Origin of the sequence: Hymenobacter sediminicola, assembly GCF_014250515.1 — a bacterium.
In the GTDB taxonomy this organism is placed as follows: Bacteria; Bacteroidota; Bacteroidia; order Cytophagales; family Hymenobacteraceae; genus Hymenobacter; species Hymenobacter sediminicola.
Genome location: NZ_CP060202.1, coordinates 245001 through 263036, shown reverse-complemented (window position 1 = coordinate 263036; position 18036 = coordinate 245001). Strand labels below are relative to the sequence as shown.

At 59.0% G+C, this 18036-nt stretch carries 9 protein-coding genes and 2 rRNA genes (1 of these 11 cut by a window edge); 9 read left to right on the top strand and 2 right to left on the bottom strand.

Translation table 11 applies throughout. From position 1 onward, the window contains the following. Positions 1 to 218: 218 nt before the first annotated feature. The 9 genes from H4317_RS01170 (at position 219) to uxuA (ending at position 15227) form a co-directional block, all read left to right on the top strand. Positions 219 to 3434: a SusC/RagA family TonB-linked outer membrane protein gene (locus H4317_RS01170; protein ID WP_185888375.1), complete on the top strand. Its 3216-nt coding sequence runs from the start codon at positions 219 to 221 to the stop codon at positions 3432 to 3434. 101 nt (positions 3435 to 3535) lie between these two features. Further along, positions 3536 to 5050 carry a RagB/SusD family nutrient uptake outer membrane protein gene (locus H4317_RS01165; protein ID WP_185888374.1) on the top strand — a complete coding sequence of 505 codons (1515 nt, stop codon included), beginning with the start codon at positions 3536 to 3538 and terminating at the stop codon, positions 5048 to 5050. 109 nt (positions 5051 to 5159) lie between these two features. Beyond that, entirely contained in the window at positions 5160 to 7028 is a 1869-nt protein-coding gene (locus H4317_RS01160) for a glycoside hydrolase family 2 protein (RefSeq protein WP_221899176.1), read from the top strand. 92 nt (positions 7029 to 7120) lie between these two features. After that, complete coding sequence (locus H4317_RS01155; RefSeq protein WP_185888373.1) at positions 7121 to 8590, top strand: agarase; 1470 nt, start codon at positions 7121 to 7123, stop codon at positions 8588 to 8590. A 110-nt stretch (positions 8591 to 8700) separates the two neighbouring features. Further along, positions 8701 to 9564 carry a sialate O-acetylesterase gene (locus H4317_RS01150; protein ID WP_185888372.1) on the top strand — a complete coding sequence of 288 codons (864 nt, stop codon included), beginning with the start codon at positions 8701 to 8703 and terminating at the stop codon, positions 9562 to 9564. A 31-nt stretch (positions 9565 to 9595) separates the two neighbouring features. Beyond that, a complete protein-coding gene (locus H4317_RS01145; RefSeq protein ID WP_185888371.1) occupies positions 9596 to 10657 on the top strand; it encodes an endo-1,4-beta-xylanase in 1062 nt (353 codons plus the stop codon). Positions 10658 to 10835: 178 nt separating this feature from the next. Beyond that, complete coding sequence (gene bglX, locus H4317_RS01140; RefSeq protein ID WP_185888370.1) at positions 10836 to 13085, top strand: beta-glucosidase BglX; 2250 nt, start codon at positions 10836 to 10838, stop codon at positions 13083 to 13085. 67 nt (positions 13086 to 13152) lie between these two features. After that, positions 13153 to 13974 carry an SDR family oxidoreductase gene (locus H4317_RS01135; RefSeq protein ID WP_185888369.1) on the top strand — a complete coding sequence of 274 codons (822 nt, stop codon included), beginning with the start codon at positions 13153 to 13155 and terminating at the stop codon, positions 13972 to 13974. An 86-nt stretch (positions 13975 to 14060) separates the two neighbouring features. Next, on the top strand, positions 14061 to 15227 hold the full coding sequence (gene uxuA / locus H4317_RS01130; protein ID WP_185888368.1) for a mannonate dehydratase: 1167 nt from the start codon (positions 14061 to 14063) through the stop codon (positions 15225 to 15227). A 266-nt stretch (positions 15228 to 15493) separates the two neighbouring features. Here uxuA and rrf read toward each other — a convergent pair. Both rrf and H4317_RS01120 read right to left on the bottom strand, forming a co-directional pair. After that, positions 15494 to 15605 (bottom strand): 5S ribosomal RNA (gene rrf / locus H4317_RS01125). Positions 15606 to 15703: 98 nt separating this feature from the next. Continuing rightward, positions 15704 to 18036: ribosomal RNA gene (locus tag H4317_RS01120) — 23S ribosomal RNA — on the bottom strand; it runs 573 nt beyond the window's last position.

Sequence of the window (18036 nt, the reverse complement as noted above, 5' to 3'; positions counted from 1 at the left end):
GCCTGCTTTCTTCGCAACGATTAGAAAAGCATAGCTACTAGCAGGACGCCGCTTTCGGAATACATTCCGGCCCTGTTGCCGAATTGCCACATCCAGTTTATACGCTCAAAAAGCCATCTGCACGGTAGGCTCTGCCTTCGGCTGCCCTTTTGCGAGCCTACTTCCGGCTGGCTTTGGCACCCGCCTTCGATAAAAACCCACACCTAAATTCCCTTTCTATGCCCTCTTCTCTACCTCACTCGCGTTTTCGGCAGCTGGCCCGGCCCTTGCTGCTGCTGCCGGCATCAGGGTTTCTGTACAGCACGGCCTTGGCTGCAGTGCATACGCCTATTGAGTACTCACTCACAAGCAGCATGCCCGCAGCCGACATCACCGTGAAAGGCCGAGTAGTGGACGAAAAAGGAGCCGGATTACCCGGCGTGAACGTGGTGGTACGCGGCACCAGCAACGGTACCCAAACCGACACGGACGGCCGTTACTCCATCACGGCCGCCGACGATGCCACGCTGGTCTTCAGCTTTATTGGCTACCTGCCCCAGGAAACGGCCGTAGGAGGACGCAGCACGGTTAATATCTCGCTTGCTCCCGACAACAAAACGCTGAGTGAGGTAGTGGTGGTGGGCTATGGGGTGCAGGAGAAAAAGCTACTGAGCACTTCTATTGCCACTGTTTCGGCCAAACAAGTAGAACTGATACCGGTGGCCTCGCCCAACGAGGCGTTGGTGGGCTTGGTGGCTGGTGCCCAGATTACGGAGCCTTCGGGCGAGCCGGGCGCCGGGGCCGTTATCCGGATTCGCGGGCTAGGTTCTATTTCGGCCGGCAACTCGCCACTGTACGTGGTGGACGGATACCCTCTGAACAGTGCCGACAGCTACAACCAGATTCCGCCCGGCGACATTCAGAGCATTCAGATTTTGAAGGATGCGGCGGCCTCGGCTATCTACGGCTCGCGCGGTGGCAACGGCATTGTGATTGTGACCACCAAGCGCGGACGCAACGACGGCAAAACGCGCTTCAACTTCACGGCCAACACCGGTGTTGTGCAGGTGGCTAAGCGCGTAGACCTGATGGACCGCGACGAGTACCTGGACTATCTGCGTGAGTCGTTCACCAACGGCAACCGTGCCATTCCGGCCACGCTGCAGGCCGGAGCCCCCGAGCTGCCCAACACCGACTGGCAGGACGAAATATTCCGCACGGGCATGCAGCAGCAATACCAGCTGTCGGCCTCGGGCGGCACTAGCCTCTCGCGTTTCTACATTTCGGGCAGCTATTTTAAGCAGACCGGCGTGGTAAAGAACACCGGCTTCGACCGGTTTGCCCTGCGCGCCAACTACGATGCGCAGCTGAGCAAGAAGCTGAAACTGGGTCTGAGCCTGGCCCCTAACTTCTCGCGCACCGACGTACTGCCAATTTCGGGCAGCTACAACGGCGGCAACATTCAGGGCGGCGGCCCCGGCGGCGAAACGGCCATCGTCACCTCGGCCCTTATTCTGCCGCCCGTTATTCCGGTATTCCTGCCCAACGGCGACTACGGCGCCATCCGCAACTCGGGCTCTGGCCTGACTACCCCCGGCGACCTGCTCAATCCGGTAGCTACCATCGACCTGTATCAGGACCGCACCAGCGCCGTGCGGGCGTTGGGTTCAACTTTCCTGGACTTTGAAATTATCAAGGGGCTGAACCTGCGCACCAACTTCGGGGCCGAACTGCTCAGCAACCGCCGGGCCATCTATGTGCCGGCCACGCTGCCCACCAACAGCAACCAGGCGGCCAACATCAGCAACCCCGTGCTCAACAACATTGATGCGCGGCAGGGCAACTCCACCAACCTGAACTGGGTGTGGGAAAACACAGCCACCTACAACCGGACGCTGGGCGTGAACCACAACGTGACGCTGCTGGCCGGCTATTCGGCGCAGCGCAACACCAACGAGGGCAGCACCGTCCTGGGCCAGACCGGCACCTACACCAACACCAACATTGAGTACGCCACGGCTGCCGGGCAGTTGTTCGGACAGGCCAACTACTCGGCCAACTCGCTGACGTCCGTATTTGGCCGCCTCGACTACGCCTTCAAGGAGCGCTACATCCTGACGGCGGCCCTCCGCACCGACGGCTCTTCGCGCTTCGGCCCCGACAATCGTTACGCTACGTTCCCCTCGGTGGCACTGGCCTGGCGCGTGGGAGAAGAGAACTTCATCAAAGCTGTTCCAGCCATTTCGGAGCTGAAGCTGCGCGCCTCCTACGGCGTGACCGGCAACAACAACATCGGCGACTACAACTACCAGAGCTACCAGACGGCCGCCAACTATGTGTTTGGCGCTGGCGCCGGCACGCGCTTCTACGGCTTCTCGCCCAACGGCGTCGCCATCCGGGACCTAGGCTGGGAAACCAATACACAGGTTGATGCCGGCTTCGACCTGGGCTTGTTCCGCGACCGGATTTACCTGACCGTGGCTGCCTACCAGCGCAATACCACCGACTTGCTGTTGAACCGCAACATTCCGTCGTTGCTGGGCTATTCGTCGCGGGCGTTGGCTAATGTGGGCGAGGTGCGCAACCGCGGCCTGGAGTTCCAACTGAATACGGCCAACATCCTGGAAGGCGACTTTACTTGGAGCACGGCGGCCAACCTCTCCCTGAACCGCAACGAAGTCATTGCCTTAGCTGGGGCCAATGAGCAAATCACCTTCGATGCTGTATTCGGCTACACTGGTTCGATTCGGGTGGTGCCGGGCCAGCCGCTGGGCGTGTTCTACGGCTACGAGCAGGAGGGCGTGTACCGCGACCAGGCCGATGTGGACAGTAGCCCCAGATGGACAGCCAGCAACCAAGCTGTTGTGCCCGGTGACTTCAAATTCAAAGACAAAAACGGCGACGGCCAGATCAACACCCAGGACGTAGGCGTTATCGGCAACCCGTTCCCCGACTTCACTTACGGCCTGCAGAACACGTTTGGCTACAAGGCATTGTCCTTGGCCGTTACGCTGCAAGGCTCGCAGGGCAACGACGTGCTGTACGGCGGCGACCGGTACACCTTCAACTCGCCGGGCCAGACCAACGCCCGCGCCGAGCTGGTGAACCGCTGGCGCAGCCCCGAAGACCCCGGCGACGGCAAAACACCGCGCGCTACTTCATCCGGCTCACTGCGCACGGTTTTCAACTCCTACTTCATCCACGACGGCTCGTTTCTGCGGGTGCGCAACGTGACGTTGCGCTACAACCTGCCCGTTGAATGGGCCAAAAAGGCCAGTCTGCAGAACGCCAGCATCTATACCTCGGTGCAGAACCTGTACACCTTCACGAAGTATGTGGGCTACAACCCCGAAGCCAACAACTACGGCAACACCACCAACCCCACTTACGGCGTGGATCAGGGCTCTTACCCCATGAACCGCACCCTCACGCTGGGCATCCAAGTTGGTTTCTAACTCTGAGTTGGCGGTTGCCAATCGTTGGGTAGCAGGCTATTGAAGCCGAATAATCCGACGCCTGACAGCCTATCCTCAACAACTCACTTCCCTTTCCCACCATGACTATCGACTTCAAACATATTTTCAAAGGGGCCGGTGCTGCGGCACTGCTGGGCCTGGCGCTGGGCACTTCTTCCTGCGACAAGGACTTCATCGAACTGAACGACCCCACGCGCCTGCCTACCACCGAAGGCTACACCGATTCGCTGAGCATTTTCAACGGCGTGACGGCGGCATACTCGTCGCTGCAGGATTTGTATGGCCGCGCAGGTGGCAGCCGCGGCATTTTTGTGTTCGGCGAAATTCCGTCGGACAACAGCTTCACCGTTACCTCGGGCGAACGACTCAACGAGTTTAACGACTTCACCCTGATCAGCGACAACAACAACGTACAGAGCTATTGGCTGTCGACGTACCGCGCCATTGCCCGCTGCAACATTGTGCTGGGCCGGGCCGGCGCCATCAAGCTCACCGATGCCACCCGCAACCGCTACTACGCCGAGGTGCGCTTTATCCGGGCGCTGGCCTATTTCAACGCGGTGCGCATCTGGGGCGAGGTACCCCTGGTGACTCAGGAAATCGAAACCATCCCCGATGCCTATCAGTTTGGCCGCCGCCCGGTAACGGAAGTATACGCTCAGATTGAGCAGGATCTGGCATTTGCCGAACAGAACCTGCCCGTTACCCAGACCGGTGTAAACCTGGGCCGCGCCACCAAAGGCGCCGCTACGGCGCTGCTGGGCAAGGTGCTGCTCACTCAGAAGAAATACCAGCAGGCCGCCGACAAGCTACAGCCGCTGGCCACGGGCTCCACCTACACGCTGTTGCCCGTCTACGCCAACGTTTTCGCTACCACCAACGAGGTGAATAACGAAATCATCTTCGCCGTGCGCTATACCAAAGGGGCGCTGGGCGTGGGCAGTGCCTTCACCACCTGGTTTATGCCGGCCTACACGGCTGCGCAAACCACGGCCCTGATTGGGGCATCGTTTACCGGGCAGCAGTTCAACACCGTGGATACGGATTTGGTAGCGGCCTTCACGGCCAGCGGCACGACCGATGTGCGCGCGGCTACGTCCTACACACTGCCTATCAATCCGGTAGCTACCAGCCAATACTACACCAAGAAGTACATCGATACGCCCACCAGTGCCACCGACGCCGACAACGACTGGATTGTGCTGCGCCACGCCGATGTACTGCTGATGTACGCCGAAGCCGTAAATGAGCAGGGCGGCCCTACCGCTGCCGCCCTGACGGCCGTAAACCAGGTAATCCGCCGCTCGCGCAACCTGCCTGTGGGCACTGCCAACGCCACCGTCGACCTGCCGGCCGGCACTACGCAAGGCACACTGCGCACCCGTCTGGAGCTGGAGCGCCGCTTGGAGCTAAGCTTCGAAGGCCACCGCTGGTTTGATCTGGTGCGTACCGACCGCGCCATTCCGGTGATGAACGCCTTCTTCACACGCGCCAATGTTGCTACCCGCATCGACCAGAACGACCTGCTGTTCCCGGTTCCGATTCAGGAAATCCAGACCAATCCTATTCTGACCCAGAACCCGGGCTACAACTAGTGAGAGTGAGTGAAAAAGTGTGAGCAAAACGCAGCCAGGCCACTGCAAGGGTCGGGCTGCGTTGGCGCACGTTTTCGGTCCTCTTCTACTGCACCCTTTCCACTCTATTATGACTTCACCCACCCTGATGAAAACGCTAATGGCGGCTGCGTTGCTGCTCGTGGGCGCGTTCAGCAGCCGGCCGCTGCAGGCCCAGTCCATCCTGATTCAGAACATGCCGGGCCGGCAGGTGCTAAGCTTGAACGGCAGCTGGAACTACATCATCGACCCCTACGAAAACGGCTTCTACGACTACCGCCGGGAGGCTTTCGACCAGTCGAAGAGCGGCAAGGGCGGCTACTACGACAACGCCAAGCCGAGCAGCAAGCAAGAGGCCGAGCTGATTGAGTACGACTTCGACAAGTCGCAGGCCATGCAGATTCCGGGCGACTGGAACTCGCAGCGGCCGGAGCTGCTGTACTACGAGGGTACCATCTGGTACAAGAAAAGCTTCACGCTGGCACCCAAGCCCGGCAAACGGTATTTCCTGTACTTCGGGGCTATTAATTACGAGTCGCACATGTACCTGAACGGCAAGAAGCTGGGCATGCACAAGGGCGGCTTCACTCCGATTCAGTATGACATCACCGACCAGCTCAGCGGCACCGGCGAGAACTTCGTGGTGGTGAAGGCCGACAACACGCGCCGCCCCAACGAAGTACCCACCATCAACACCGACTGGTGGAACTACGGCGGCATCACGCGCGACGTGTTCATTGCCGAAACCCCCGACACCTACATCAGCGACTACAAAGTGCAGCTGGCCAAAAACGACCCAAACACGCTGGCGGGCTACGTGCAGCTGGCCGGCGCGGGCAAGGCCGGTCAATCGGTGACATTGAACATCAGTGAAGCGGGTATTAAGCACACCGTGAAAACCGATGGCGAAGGCCGCGCCACGTTCAGCCTGCCGGCCAAAAAGCTGGCCCGCTGGTCGCCGCTGAGCCCGAAGCTGTACGCCGTGCGCCTCACGAGCGGCTCGGACGCGGTGCAGGACCGGATTGGCTTCCGCACGATTCAAACCAAGGGCGCGGATATCCTGCTCAACGGCAAGAGCATTTACATGCGCGGCATCAGCATGCACGATGAAAACCCACTGATTCCGGGCCGGGCCCGGGGCGAGGGGGACTTGCGCATGCTGCTTACCTGGGCCAAGGAGCTGGGCTGCAACTACGTGCGCCTGGCCCACTACCCGCACAACGAAACCATGCTCAAGCTAGCCGACGAAATGGGCTTGCTGGTGTGGGCCGAAGTGCCGGTGTACTGGACCATTGCCTGGGAAAACCCCGCCACCTACCAGAACGCCGAGCAGCAGCTCTCCGACCTGATTGCTATGGGGAAGAACCGCGCCAGCGTGGTGGTGTGGAGCGTGGGTAACGAAACGCCGCTGGGTGAGCCGCGGCTGAAATTCATGAGCAGCCTGGCCCAGAAAGCCCGCTCCCTGGACGATACCCGCCTGATTTCGGCCGCCCTGGAACTGCACCGTACCCCCGACAACGTAATTCACGTGGACGACCCGCTGGGCGAGTTCTTGGATTTGACCAGCATCAACGAGTACGCCGGCTGGTACTGGGGCGGCAAGCCCAGCGAAATCACCAAATACACCTTCGACATCAAGTACAACAAGCCCGTCACCATTAGTGAGTTTGGCGGCGACGCCCTGGCCGGCTACCACGGCGACGCCGACACACGCTGGAGCGAGGAATACCAGGAGGCGCTGTACGTGAACCAACTCAAGATGCTGAGTACCATCAAGAACCTGCGCGGCATGACTCCCTGGATTCTGGCCGACTTCCGCGCCACCCGCCGCCAGCACCCGGTGTACCAGAACGGCTTCAACCGCAAAGGCCTGATTTCCAGCACCGGCGTCAAGAAAAAAGCCTTCTATGTGCTGCAGGATTTCTACCGCCAAATGGCCCAGAAGTACGACGGAAAATAATCATGCTACCTATAAGAAAGAACGTCATGCAGAGCAGAGCGAAGCATCTCGCGTGCGGTCATTGCACTACTAACTCAACGTCAGCATACGAGATGCTTCGCTCTGCTCTGCATGACGTTCGATTGACGAGTTCTGTACTAGCCGCTGTACTTCTCGCCTTCGCCCAAACCACCCACGCCCAGCAGCTCGACACCACTGAGTACACGTTGCGCGTGGATGCGAAAAAGACCATCAACAACTCCCAGCTTGACGGCAAGGCCGGCTTTTCGGCGTACAAAAGCTACCCCACGCGCACCATTGCCCAGCTGCCCGGCTTCCGGCCGGGTACGGTGAAGCTGAGCAAGTACGGCGGGCGGCTGGACAAGCGCACCAAGGCTACGGGCTTCTTTCATGTGGAGAAGCTGAACGGCCGTTGGTGGGCCGTGGACCCCGAGGGCTACTACTACCTGCACAACGCCCCCAACGACGTGCAGGCTGGCCGCTCGGAGCGCACCCAACAGGCGCTGAAACAGAAGTTCGGTGACCAAGCCGGCTGGATGGCCGGTACCCGCGAGTTTCTGCTCGAAAACGGTTTCAACGGCACCGGGGCATGGTCGGCCACCAAGGATATTCAGGCAGAAAATGCCCGGGCCGACAAGCCGCTGGCCTACACCATCAACCTGGATTTCATGAGCAAGTACGGGGATAAGCGCGGCGGCACCTACGTGCAGCCCGGCCACAAAGGCTACCCCAACGACGTGATTTTCGCCTTCGACCCCGGCTTTGAAACCTTTGCCGAGGGGCACGCCAAGCAACTGGCCCAGTACCGCAACGACAAGAACCTGTTCGGCTATTTCTCCGACAATGAGATGCCCCTGCTGCGCAAAAACCTGGACGGCTACCTGAAACTTCCCCCAACAGAGCCCGGCTACCAGGCGGCCAAAAAGTGGGCCGATGAACGAGGCATTACCCTCGAAACCATCACCGACCAGCACCGCCAGGATTTCCTGACCTACGTGGCAGACCGCTACTTCAGCATCGTGGCCAAGGCCATGAAGAAGTATGACCCCAACCACATGTACCTCGGCTGCCGCTTCCACGGGGCTCAGCGTTACTACCCCGAGCTGATGCGTGTGGCCGGCAAATACCTTGATGCGGTGAGCATCAACTACTACAACAACTGGACGCCCGAGCCCCGCTGGGTGCGCGAGTGGGAGCAGGCAGCGGGCAAGCCATTTATCGTGACGGAGTGGTACGTGAAGGGCGAAGACGCGCCGGGCCTGGCCAACACGGCCGGCGCGGGCTGGGTGGTACGCACCCAGGCCGACCGGGGCCTATTCTACCAGAATTTCACGCTGGGCTTGCTGGAATCGAAGAATTGCGTGGGCTGGCACTGGTTCAAATACCAGGATAACGACCCGACCATCGTAGGCGCGGAACCGTCCAACACCAACGCCAACAAGGGCATCGTGGACAACTATCTGGAGCCCTACACGCCCCTGCTCGACAAGATGCGCGAGCTAAACCAGCAGATGTACCCACTGGCCGACTACTTCGACAAACGCCAACCCACGGTACGGTAGCGCAATGTAGAGAAGCGTACCCGCGTCTCGGCGTCCGTGCCGCTGGGCTCACCAGAGTAAACAACATCAGCAACGCCGAGACGCGAAGTGTCGCGTCTCTACAGTTTCATATGAACAGCCTCACCCTCCTGCTTCTAAGCCTTACAACGCTGCTGACTGGTTCAGCGGGGGCGCAAAGTTTGCGGCCGAAAACGCGGGAGCAGGTGGCGCCGCCAGTACGCAAGGAGAAGTTCCGGCTGTATCTGCTGGTGGGCCAGTCGAATATGGCGGGACGGGGTACAGTGGAGGCGCAGGACACAGTGCCAAATGGCCACGTGCTGCGCCTGAACCCGGCTGGCCACTGGGAAGTAGCTAAAGACCCGATGCATTTCGACAAGAGCGTGGCAGGCGTAGGGCCGGGCCTGACGTTTGGCCGGATGCTGGCAGCGCAGGATACAAGCGTGGTTATTGGGCTAATTCCGTGCGCGGTGGGCGGCTCGGCCATCAGCTACTGGCAGCCGGGCGCGTTCTACCCGGCCACCAAAACAAACCCCTACGATGATGCCATCCGGCGCGCCCGCACCGCCATACAGAGCGGTACGCTGGCCGGCGTTATCTGGCACCAAGGCGAATCGGATAGCAACCCGGCCAGCAGCGCGGCCTACGGGCAAAATCTAACGGCTCTCATTACCCGTTTCCGCCAGGATTTGCAGGCGCCGAACGTGCCGTTTGTGGCGGGGCAACTCCCCAAATTTCAGATTCTAAAGCTGGACAGCGCCAACCGTCCACGATCCAACGCAGCGGCCCGCCGCATCAACGCCACGGTAGCTAAGCTGGGCCGCACGGTTCCGCACTACGCTTACGTGTCAGCCGTGGGCACCCACCACATCGGCGACCAAACGCACTTCGATGCCGCGTCGGCCCGGCTCATGGGCCAACGTTACGCTGCGGCCATGCTGCGCCTCCAGAATTCCCGGAAACGCTCTGCTCAGTAATTGTCATTCCGCTGCCAACTGTCACCCACCTATGAAAGCTGCTATCCTGCTGAGTGCCTGTTGCCTGACTTTACTGACACAATGTGGCAAAAAAGAAGCGGGCAGTACAGCGCCTGAACCGCCGCAGCCTGTAGCCAGCTTGAAGTCAGTGGCGCCATTTCCGGTAGGAGCAGCCGTGAATATCAATCTGCTGAAAAACCGCCTTGCTTACCGACAGGTAATGACGACCGAATACAACAGCATCACGGCCGAAAACGCCATGAAGTTCGGTGCGCTACACCCGTCAGCTACCACGTATAATTGGACTGATGCCGACTACCTCGTGGATTTCGCGCAGCAGAACGGCATGCGCGTACACGGCCACACGCTGCTGTGGTACAACTCGTTGCCAAGCTGGGTAACGAACTTTCAGGGCGACTCCGCGGCCTGGGAAAACCTGATGCGCACTCACATCCAAACCGTGGTGACGCGCTACCGCGGCAAGGTAGCTTCCTGGGACGTGGTGAATGAGGCCATTGATGATGCCGGCAACCTGCGCAACAGCGTGTGGCGTCAGCACCTCGGCGACCGGTACATCGACCGGGCCTTCCAGTACGCCGCCGCCGCCGACCCTGCCGCCTTACTATTCTATAACGACTATGGCAACGAGTATAGCACCACCCGCCGTACCGGCATCCTAAACCTGGTTAATACTCTCAAAAACCGCGGCGTGCCCATCCACGGCATCGGGTTGCAGATGCACACCAGCAGCAACATTTCCGATTCGCGTATTGCCGAAGCCATTACTACTGCCGCCGCTACCGGCCTGAAAGTGCACGTAGCCGAGCTGGACATTTCGATGAACCCCAGCCGTACGGCTACCGCCATCTTCACCGACGCACTGGCCGCCGCCCAAAAAGTAAAGTACAAGGCCCTCACCCAAACCTTCAAGGCGCTACCGGCTGCTCAGCGTTACGGCATCACTACCTGGAACGTGGCCGACGCCGACACTTGGAAGCGTGGCGACTGCAGCTGCCCCGAATGGCCCCTCCCCTTCGACGATAACTACCAACGCAAACCGGCCTACGACGGCATCGTGGAAGGTCTGCAGTGAGCCAAAGCCAGGCGTGACGTTCAAACAGTATCAGCCTGGAAAAAGGAAAGTGTAGCCGGATGTCTCCGAATTGCAAGCCAGCCTGTGGGAATGCTGCGCTTGTGGAAAGGGGGGATGACAACCGCGCTACACTTATCCTACTCCAGACTGCCATTACCCGCTCTTCGACTTCTTCCGAATGCTTTCTTCTACCACCAAGTCTCTCTTCCTCGCTGCGTTGCTGCTCACGGCCGGCAGCCCCGCCACAGCTCAGAAAGCCAAGCTGCCAACCGCTGCTTCCATCGAGCAGCGCATCGATGCCTTGCTCCAGCAAATGACGCTGGAGGAGAAAATCGGTCAGCTAAATCAGTATTCCGGGCGCGAGGTGACGGGGCCAGCCAGCAACCGCAAAAACGACCTGCTCAACAGCATCCGCAACGGGCAGGTGGGCTCTATGCTGAACGTAAAAGGCGTAGCTGACACCCGCACTATTCAGGCCGAGGCGCTGAAGTCGCGGCTGAAGATTCCGCTGCTGTTTTCGCTCGACGTAATTCATGGCTACCAGACCGTTTTCCCGATTCCGCTGGGCGAAGCCGCCTCTTGGGACTTAGCCGCTATTCGCGAGTCGGCACACGTAGCGGCGCGGGAAGCTGCCGCCTCCGGCATCCACTGGACGTTTGCGCCCATGGTAGACATCGGGCGCGACCCGCGCTGGGGCCGGGTGATGGAAGGCGCCGGCGAAGACACCTACCTCGGTTCCCAGATTGCGCGGGCCCGGGTGCTGGGCTTCCAGGGCGAAAAACTGGGCGGTACCGATGCCATCATGGCCTGCGCCAAACATTTTGCCGCCTACGGTGCCGCTCTCGCCGGCCGCGACTACAACGCCGTGGACATGAGCGAGCAGCAGCTGTGGGAAGTGTATTTGCCCCCGTTCAAAGCTGCCGCCGATGCCGGTGCGGCTACCTTCATGAACTCGTTCAACACCCTGAACGGTGTGCCCGCCACCGGCAGCAACTACCTGCAGCGCGACATTCTGAAAGGCCAGTGGAATTACCAGGGTTTTGTGGTATCGGACTGGGGCAGCATTGCCGAGATGGTACCGTGGGGCTACGCTCAAAGTAAGTCCGAAGCCGCTCAGAAAGCCCTAGCCGCTGGCTCCGACATGGATATGGAAAGCGACGCGTACCACACCACACTGGCCCAACTGGTGAAAGAAGGCAAAGCCGATATAAAGCTTGTGGACGATGCCGTGCGCCGCATTCTGCGCAAGAAGTTCGAACTGGGCCTGTTCGATGACCCGTACCGCTTCTCGGACCTGAAACGCGAAAAGAAAGTCCTCAACGACCCGCAGCACCGCTTAGCGGCCCGCGACGCAGCCCGCAAGTCGGTCGTGTTACTCGAAAACCGGAACAACACGTTGCCGCTCGCGCAGCAGCGTACTATTGCCGTAATCGGGCCGCTGGCTAAAGCCAAGCGCGACCTGGCCGGCAGTTGGATTGTGCTGGCCGACACCACCCAGATTACATCCCTGCACGACGGCCTCGCTAAACGTGCCGGCAAAAACACCCAAATCCGCTATGCGAAAGGCTGCGAAGTACAGGGCGACTCGCGCGCCGGCTTCGCACAGGCAGTAGAAACCGCCAAAGCCGCTGATGTTGTGGTATTGGCCGTGGGCGAAACCTGGGACATGAGTGGAGAAGCCAAATCCCGCACCGACATCCGGCTGCCCGGTGTGCAGGAAGAGCTATTTCAGGCGCTTAAAGCCACCGGCAAGCCTGTGGTAGTGGTGCTGATGGCCGGCCGGCCCCTCATCTTCAACACCATTGCCGACCAAGCCGATGCTGTGCTCTACGGCTGGTTTCCGGGCTCGGAAGGTGGCACAGCCCTCGCCGATGTACTGTATGGCGACTACAACCCTGGCGGCAAGCTGCCCAGCACCTTTCCGCGCGCGGTGGGCCAGATTCCAATCAGCTACCAGCAGTACAATACTGGCCGACCCGTCACGAAGCCTGGCGACATCCGCTACAAATCAGCCTACATCGACGCGCCCAACACGCCGCGTTATGCTTTCGGGCACGGCCTGAGCTACACCACGTTCAAGTACGACAACCTCAAGCTCAGCCAACCGAGTCTAGCGGCTGGCCAGACTGCAACGCTGCAATGCACCATCACGAATACCGGAAAAGCCACTGGCGAAGAAGTGGTGCAACTCTACCTGCGCGACTTAGTGGCCTCGGTAGCACGGCCCCTCAAAGAGCTGAAGGATTTCCAGAAAATCATGCTCAAGCCTGGCGAAACCCGAACGGTCACCTTCACAATTACCCCCGACAAGCTGGCCTTCTACAACCGCCAGCTGCAATGGCAGGCCGAGCCCGGCGACTTCCAGCTGATGCTAGGGTCAGCCTCCGATGATATCCGCCTCGAAAGCAAGCTCACGCTCCTTCCCTAACGTATTTATGACACCAATTTCTTCTGGGCCAGCTACTGCTAGTGCACCTATTTCTACTCCTCGCTCAATGTCTGCTCTCGACCAGTTTTCACTTCACGGAAAAGTCATCGTCATCACCGGGGCTACCGGTGTGCTGGGTAAGGCGCTGTCGTTGGCCGTAGCCGAAGCAGGGGCTCGTGTGGCCATTCTGGGCCGCAATGCTGGCCGAGCCGCCGAGCGGGTAGCCGCCATCGAGGCTGTGGGCGGCGAAGCCATGGCGGTGCTGGCCGATGTGCTGGATAAAGACCAGATGCAAGCCGCCTGCGACGAAATCGTACAGGCCTGGGGCAGCATCGACGGGCTGGTGAATGCGGCGGGCGGCAATATGCCTGGTGCTACCATCGGCCCCGACCAAGACATATTTGACCTTGGCATCGAGGACACTCGTCGCGCCGTAGACCTCAACTTGTTCGGCACCGTGATACCTACCACCGTGTTTGGCCGCGTAATGGCTGAGCAGGGCAAGGGTTCAATCGTAAACGTGTCGAGTCTAACCGCGCAACGCCCCTTAACGCGGGTGCTGGGTTACACCATGGCCAAAAAAGCCGTGGAAGCCTACACGCAGTGGATGGCTGTGGAACTGGGCCTACGCTACGGTGGCGGCCTGCGCATGAACGCCATAGCCCCCGGCGTGTTCCTAACCGAGCAGAACCGCTCCCTCCTCGTCCAGCCCGACGGTAGCCACACCGACCGCGCCCGCAAGTTCATTGCCGCCACACCTTACCAACGCTTCGGCCAGCCCGAGGAGCTCACCGGTACCCTCATCTACTTGCTCAGCGACGCCTCCCGCTTCGTCACCGGCGAAACAGTAATGGTCGACGGCGGCTTCAATGCCTACAGTGGCGTGTAATTTCATGTGTGGGTAAGATGAATGCCATGCCTCGCTCTGCTCTGTGCATGGCAAACTCTAGTAGTCCTTAATAACCGCTCAATACAATGCCCTTAATCCAAAGCTGGCGCTGGTACGGCCCCCAAGACCCCGTAAGTCTCTCTGATATCCGCCAAGCGGGTGCTACTGATGTAGTGTCGGCCCTGCACCACATTCCCAATGGTGAAGTGTGGCCAATAGCCGAAATTCAGCAACGTCAGCAAGAAGTTGCCGCGGCCGGTTTGACTTGGAGCGTGGTAGAGAGCGTGCCAGTCCATGAGCATATCAAAACTCGTACTGGTGACTTCCAACGCCACATCCGCAACTACCAGCAGACGTTGCGCCACTTGGCTGAGTGCGGCATCCACACCGTCACCTACAACTTCATGCCGGTGCTCGACTGGACCCGTACCGATCTGGCCTACGAAGTGGAGGATGGTTCCCGGGCCCTACGCTTCGAGCGCGCTGCCTTCGTGGCCTTCGACGCGCTGCTGCTACAGCGCCCCCGTGCCCGCGCAGAGTATTCTTTTCAGGAACTGGCTCAGGCGGAAGCTAGGCTGGCTGTTATGAGCGACGACGAAAAGCAGCAACTCCAGCGCAACATCATTGCCGGGTTGCCAGGCTCCGAGGAAAGCTTCACGCTCCAGCAGTTCCAACAGGCCCTAGACACCTACGCCGGCATAGACGCCACGAAACTGCGCGAGCATCTGGTGCTGTTCCTGCAGGAAATAGTGCCGGTGGCGGAAGAAGTCGGCATCAACCTTGCAATTCACCCCGATGATCCACCTTACTCCATCTTGGGGCTCCCCCGCGTGGTGAGCACCGCCGCCGACGTGCAGGCCCTAGCGGATGCCGTACCATCCGTCCGCAATGGCCTGTGCTTCTGCACCGGCTCGTTCGGCGTACGCCCCGACAACGACTTGCCGCAGATGGTCCGGCAGTTTGCCGAACGCATCCACTTCATCCACCTACGCAGCACTCAGCGCGACGCGGCCGGCAATTTCTACGAGGCCAATCATCTGGAAGGCGACGTAGACATGTACGCCGTAATGCGTGAACTGGTGCAAGCTATGCGCCAGCGCCGCACCAGCCTGCCCATGCGCCCCGACCATGGCCACCAGATGCTAGACGACCTGCACAAACGTACCAATCCCGGTTACTCGGCCATCGGCCGCCTCCGCGGGCTGGCCGAACTACGGGGCTTGGAAATGGGCATTACACGCAGTATATACTAGATCTGACACAATAAAACAGGAGGGCCCTCGCCATTAAATTCGGCAAGGGCCCTCCTGTTTTATTGTGTCAGCTAAGAAGAACACACGCTGAAGCATGAACCTGTCGTAGTTTCATTCCACAACTGTATAATGGTTCGATAATAGCCCCTAGCATATCCCCGGCTCGCTCCCTTTCTTCAGGTATATAGAAACAAACGGACGTCGCCCCTGGCCGCGGCATCCGGAAGGGGACGCGTGCAGCCAGGGGCGACGGGCAAATACAGTAAGGTTGGCGGCGACCGACTCTCCCACCGATGAAGGCAGTACCATAGGCGCTCCGGGGCTTAACGACTCTGTTCGGAATGGGAAGAGGTGAACACCCGGGCTAAAGCCACCATTACTGGTGCAGTCCACAGCCACTACCCGCAGGCAGCAGCGCGACTGTAAAACGTTGACGCAAGGACAAGAAAGAAAACGGGTAAGCGTGAGCGGTGTACTACAGAAGCGTTCGAGTCATTAGTATCCCTCGGCTGTGCCATTTCGGACTCTACACCTAGGACCTATCAACGTCGTGGTCTCCGACGACTCTTATTAACGGATATCTCATCTTCAGGTGAGTTTCGCACTTAGATGCTTTCAGCGCTTATCTCATCCCAGCGTCGCTACCCGGCGCTGCATCTGGCGATACAACCGGTGCACGAGCGGCTGGTCCAACTCGGTCCTCTCGTACTAAAGTCAGGTCCTGTCAAATATCCAACGCCCACCACAGATAGGGACCGAACTGTCTCACGACGTTCTGAACCCAGCTCGCGTGCCACTTTAATCGGCGAACAGCCGAACCCTTGGGACCTTCTCCAGCCCCAGGACGTGACGAGCCGACATCGAGGTGCCAAACCTCCCCGTCGATATGAGCTCTTGGGGGAGATCAGCCTGTTATCCCCGGCGTACCTTTTATCCTTTGAGCGATGGCCCTTCCATGCGGAACCACCGGATCACTATATCCGTCTTTCGACCCTGCTCGGCTTGTAGGCCTCACAGTCAAGCCCGCTTCTGCTATTGCGCTCTGCGTACGGTTACCAAGCGTACTGAGCGGACCTTTGAAAGCCTCCGATACTCTTTTGGAGGCGACCACCCCAGTCAAACTACCCAGCAGACACTGTCTCCGTTGCCAGATTAGGCACCAAGCAACACAAGGGTGGTATTTCAACGGCGACTCCCCAAAACCTAGCGGCCCTGGTTCAACGTCTCCCACCTATGCTACACATGTGTTACCCAGCGTCAATGTCAACCTATAGTAAAGGTGCACGGGGTCTTTCCGTCCCGTGGCGGGTACTCGGCATCTTCACCGAGACTACAATTTCACCGAGCTCATGGCTGAGACAGCGCCCAGATCGTTACACCATTCGTGCAGGTCGGAACTTACCCGACAAGGAATTTCGCTACCTTAGGACCGTTATAGTTACGGCCGCCGTTTACCGGGGCTTCGATTCAAACCTTCGCCTTGCGACTAAGTTCCCCTCTTAACCTTCCGGCACCGGGCAGGTGTCAGGCCTTATACTTCCGCTTGCGCGTTCGCAAAGCCATGTGTTTTTGTTAAACAGTCGCCTGGGCCTTTTCACTGCGGCTTCTTGCATTGCTGCAAGGAAGCGTCCCTTCTCCCGAAGTTACAGGACCATTTTGCCGAGTTCCTTGGCCATGATTCACTCGAGCCCCTCAGGATACTCTCCTTGACTACCTGTGTCGGTTTGCGGTACGGGCTAGAATTCAGTAAACGCTTAGCAGGTTTTCTTGGCAGTCTGATTAGGCAAACTATCTCCGTGGCCGAGGCCGTAGAGTACTATCATGGTTCAGCAAGATCGGCGTACTTAACTACCGTTCCTATACCTACGCACTTTAACGGGCACTTCCGTCCGCCCGCGTTGCTTTCACTACTGCGTCACTGCATCACTCCAAATCCTAGGTGCTGGAATATCAACCAGCTGTCCATCGACGTAGCCTCTCGGCGTAGCCTTAGGTCCCGACTAACCCTGCTCCGATTAGCGTTGAGCAGGAAACCTTAGTCTATCGGGGGGCGGGTTTCTCACCCGCCTTATCGTTACTCATGCCTACATTTGCTTTTCTAGCCGCTCCAGCTCGCCTGACGACGCACCTTCACCGCTGCTAGAATGCTCCCCTACCACTTAGTCATACGACTAAATCCATTGCTTCGGTACCGGACTTGATGCCCGCGTATTATCGATGCCCTCTCGCTCGACCAGTGAGCTGTTACGCACTCTTTAAAGGAATGGCTGCTTCCAAGCCAACCTCCTGGCTGTCAAAGCAAGTGGACCTCCTTTGTTCAACTTAGTCCGAATTTAGGGACCTTAGCAGATGGTCTGGGTTCTTTCCCTCTCGGCCTGGGACCTTAGCACCCCAAGCCTCACTGCCGGCTATATTATGTGGCATTCGGAGTTCGTCAGGATTCGGTAGGCTGTGACACCCCCTAGTCCTATCGGTAGCTCTACCTCCACATAACTCAACGCCGACGCTGTACCTAAATACATTTCGGGGAGTACGAGCTATTTCTCAGTTTGATTGGCCTTTCACCCCTACCCTCAGGTCATCCAAATCCTTTTCAACGGAAACTGGTTCGGTCCTCCAGTTGGTGTTACCCAACCTTCAACCTGCCCAAGGGTAGATCACAAAGTTTCGCGTCTACCCCCTCTGACTCTGCGCCCTATTCAGACTCGCTTTCGCTGCGGCTCCATGACTTGAGTCATTTAACCTTGCCAGAGAGGAGTAACTCGTAGGCTCATTATGCAAAAGGCACGCTATCAGGCCACAAAAGCCC

Excerpts from the sequence above, each read along its gene's own strand:
- H4317_RS01170 (WP_185888375.1), top strand. The coding sequence starts at position 219 with ATGCCCTCTTCTCTACCTCACTCGCGTTTTCGGCAGCTGGCCCGGCCC.
- H4317_RS01165 (WP_185888374.1), top strand. The coding sequence starts at position 3,536 with ATGACTATCGACTTCAAACATATTTTCAAAGGGGCCGGTGCTGCGGCA.
- H4317_RS01160 (WP_221899176.1), top strand. The coding sequence starts at position 5,160 with ATGACTTCACCCACCCTGATGAAAACGCTAATGGCGGCTGCGTTGCTG.
- H4317_RS01155 (WP_185888373.1), top strand. The coding sequence starts at position 7,121 with ATGCTTCGCTCTGCTCTGCATGACGTTCGATTGACGAGTTCTGTACTA.
- H4317_RS01150 (WP_185888372.1), top strand. The coding sequence starts at position 8,701 with ATGAACAGCCTCACCCTCCTGCTTCTAAGCCTTACAACGCTGCTGACT.
- H4317_RS01145 (WP_185888371.1), top strand. The coding sequence starts at position 9,596 with ATGAAAGCTGCTATCCTGCTGAGTGCCTGTTGCCTGACTTTACTGACA.
- bglX (WP_185888370.1), top strand. The coding sequence starts at position 10,836 with ATGCTTTCTTCTACCACCAAGTCTCTCTTCCTCGCTGCGTTGCTGCTC.
- H4317_RS01135 (WP_185888369.1), top strand. The coding sequence starts at position 13,153 with ATGTCTGCTCTCGACCAGTTTTCACTTCACGGAAAAGTCATCGTCATC.
- uxuA (WP_185888368.1), top strand. The coding sequence starts at position 14,061 with ATGCCCTTAATCCAAAGCTGGCGCTGGTACGGCCCCCAAGACCCCGTA.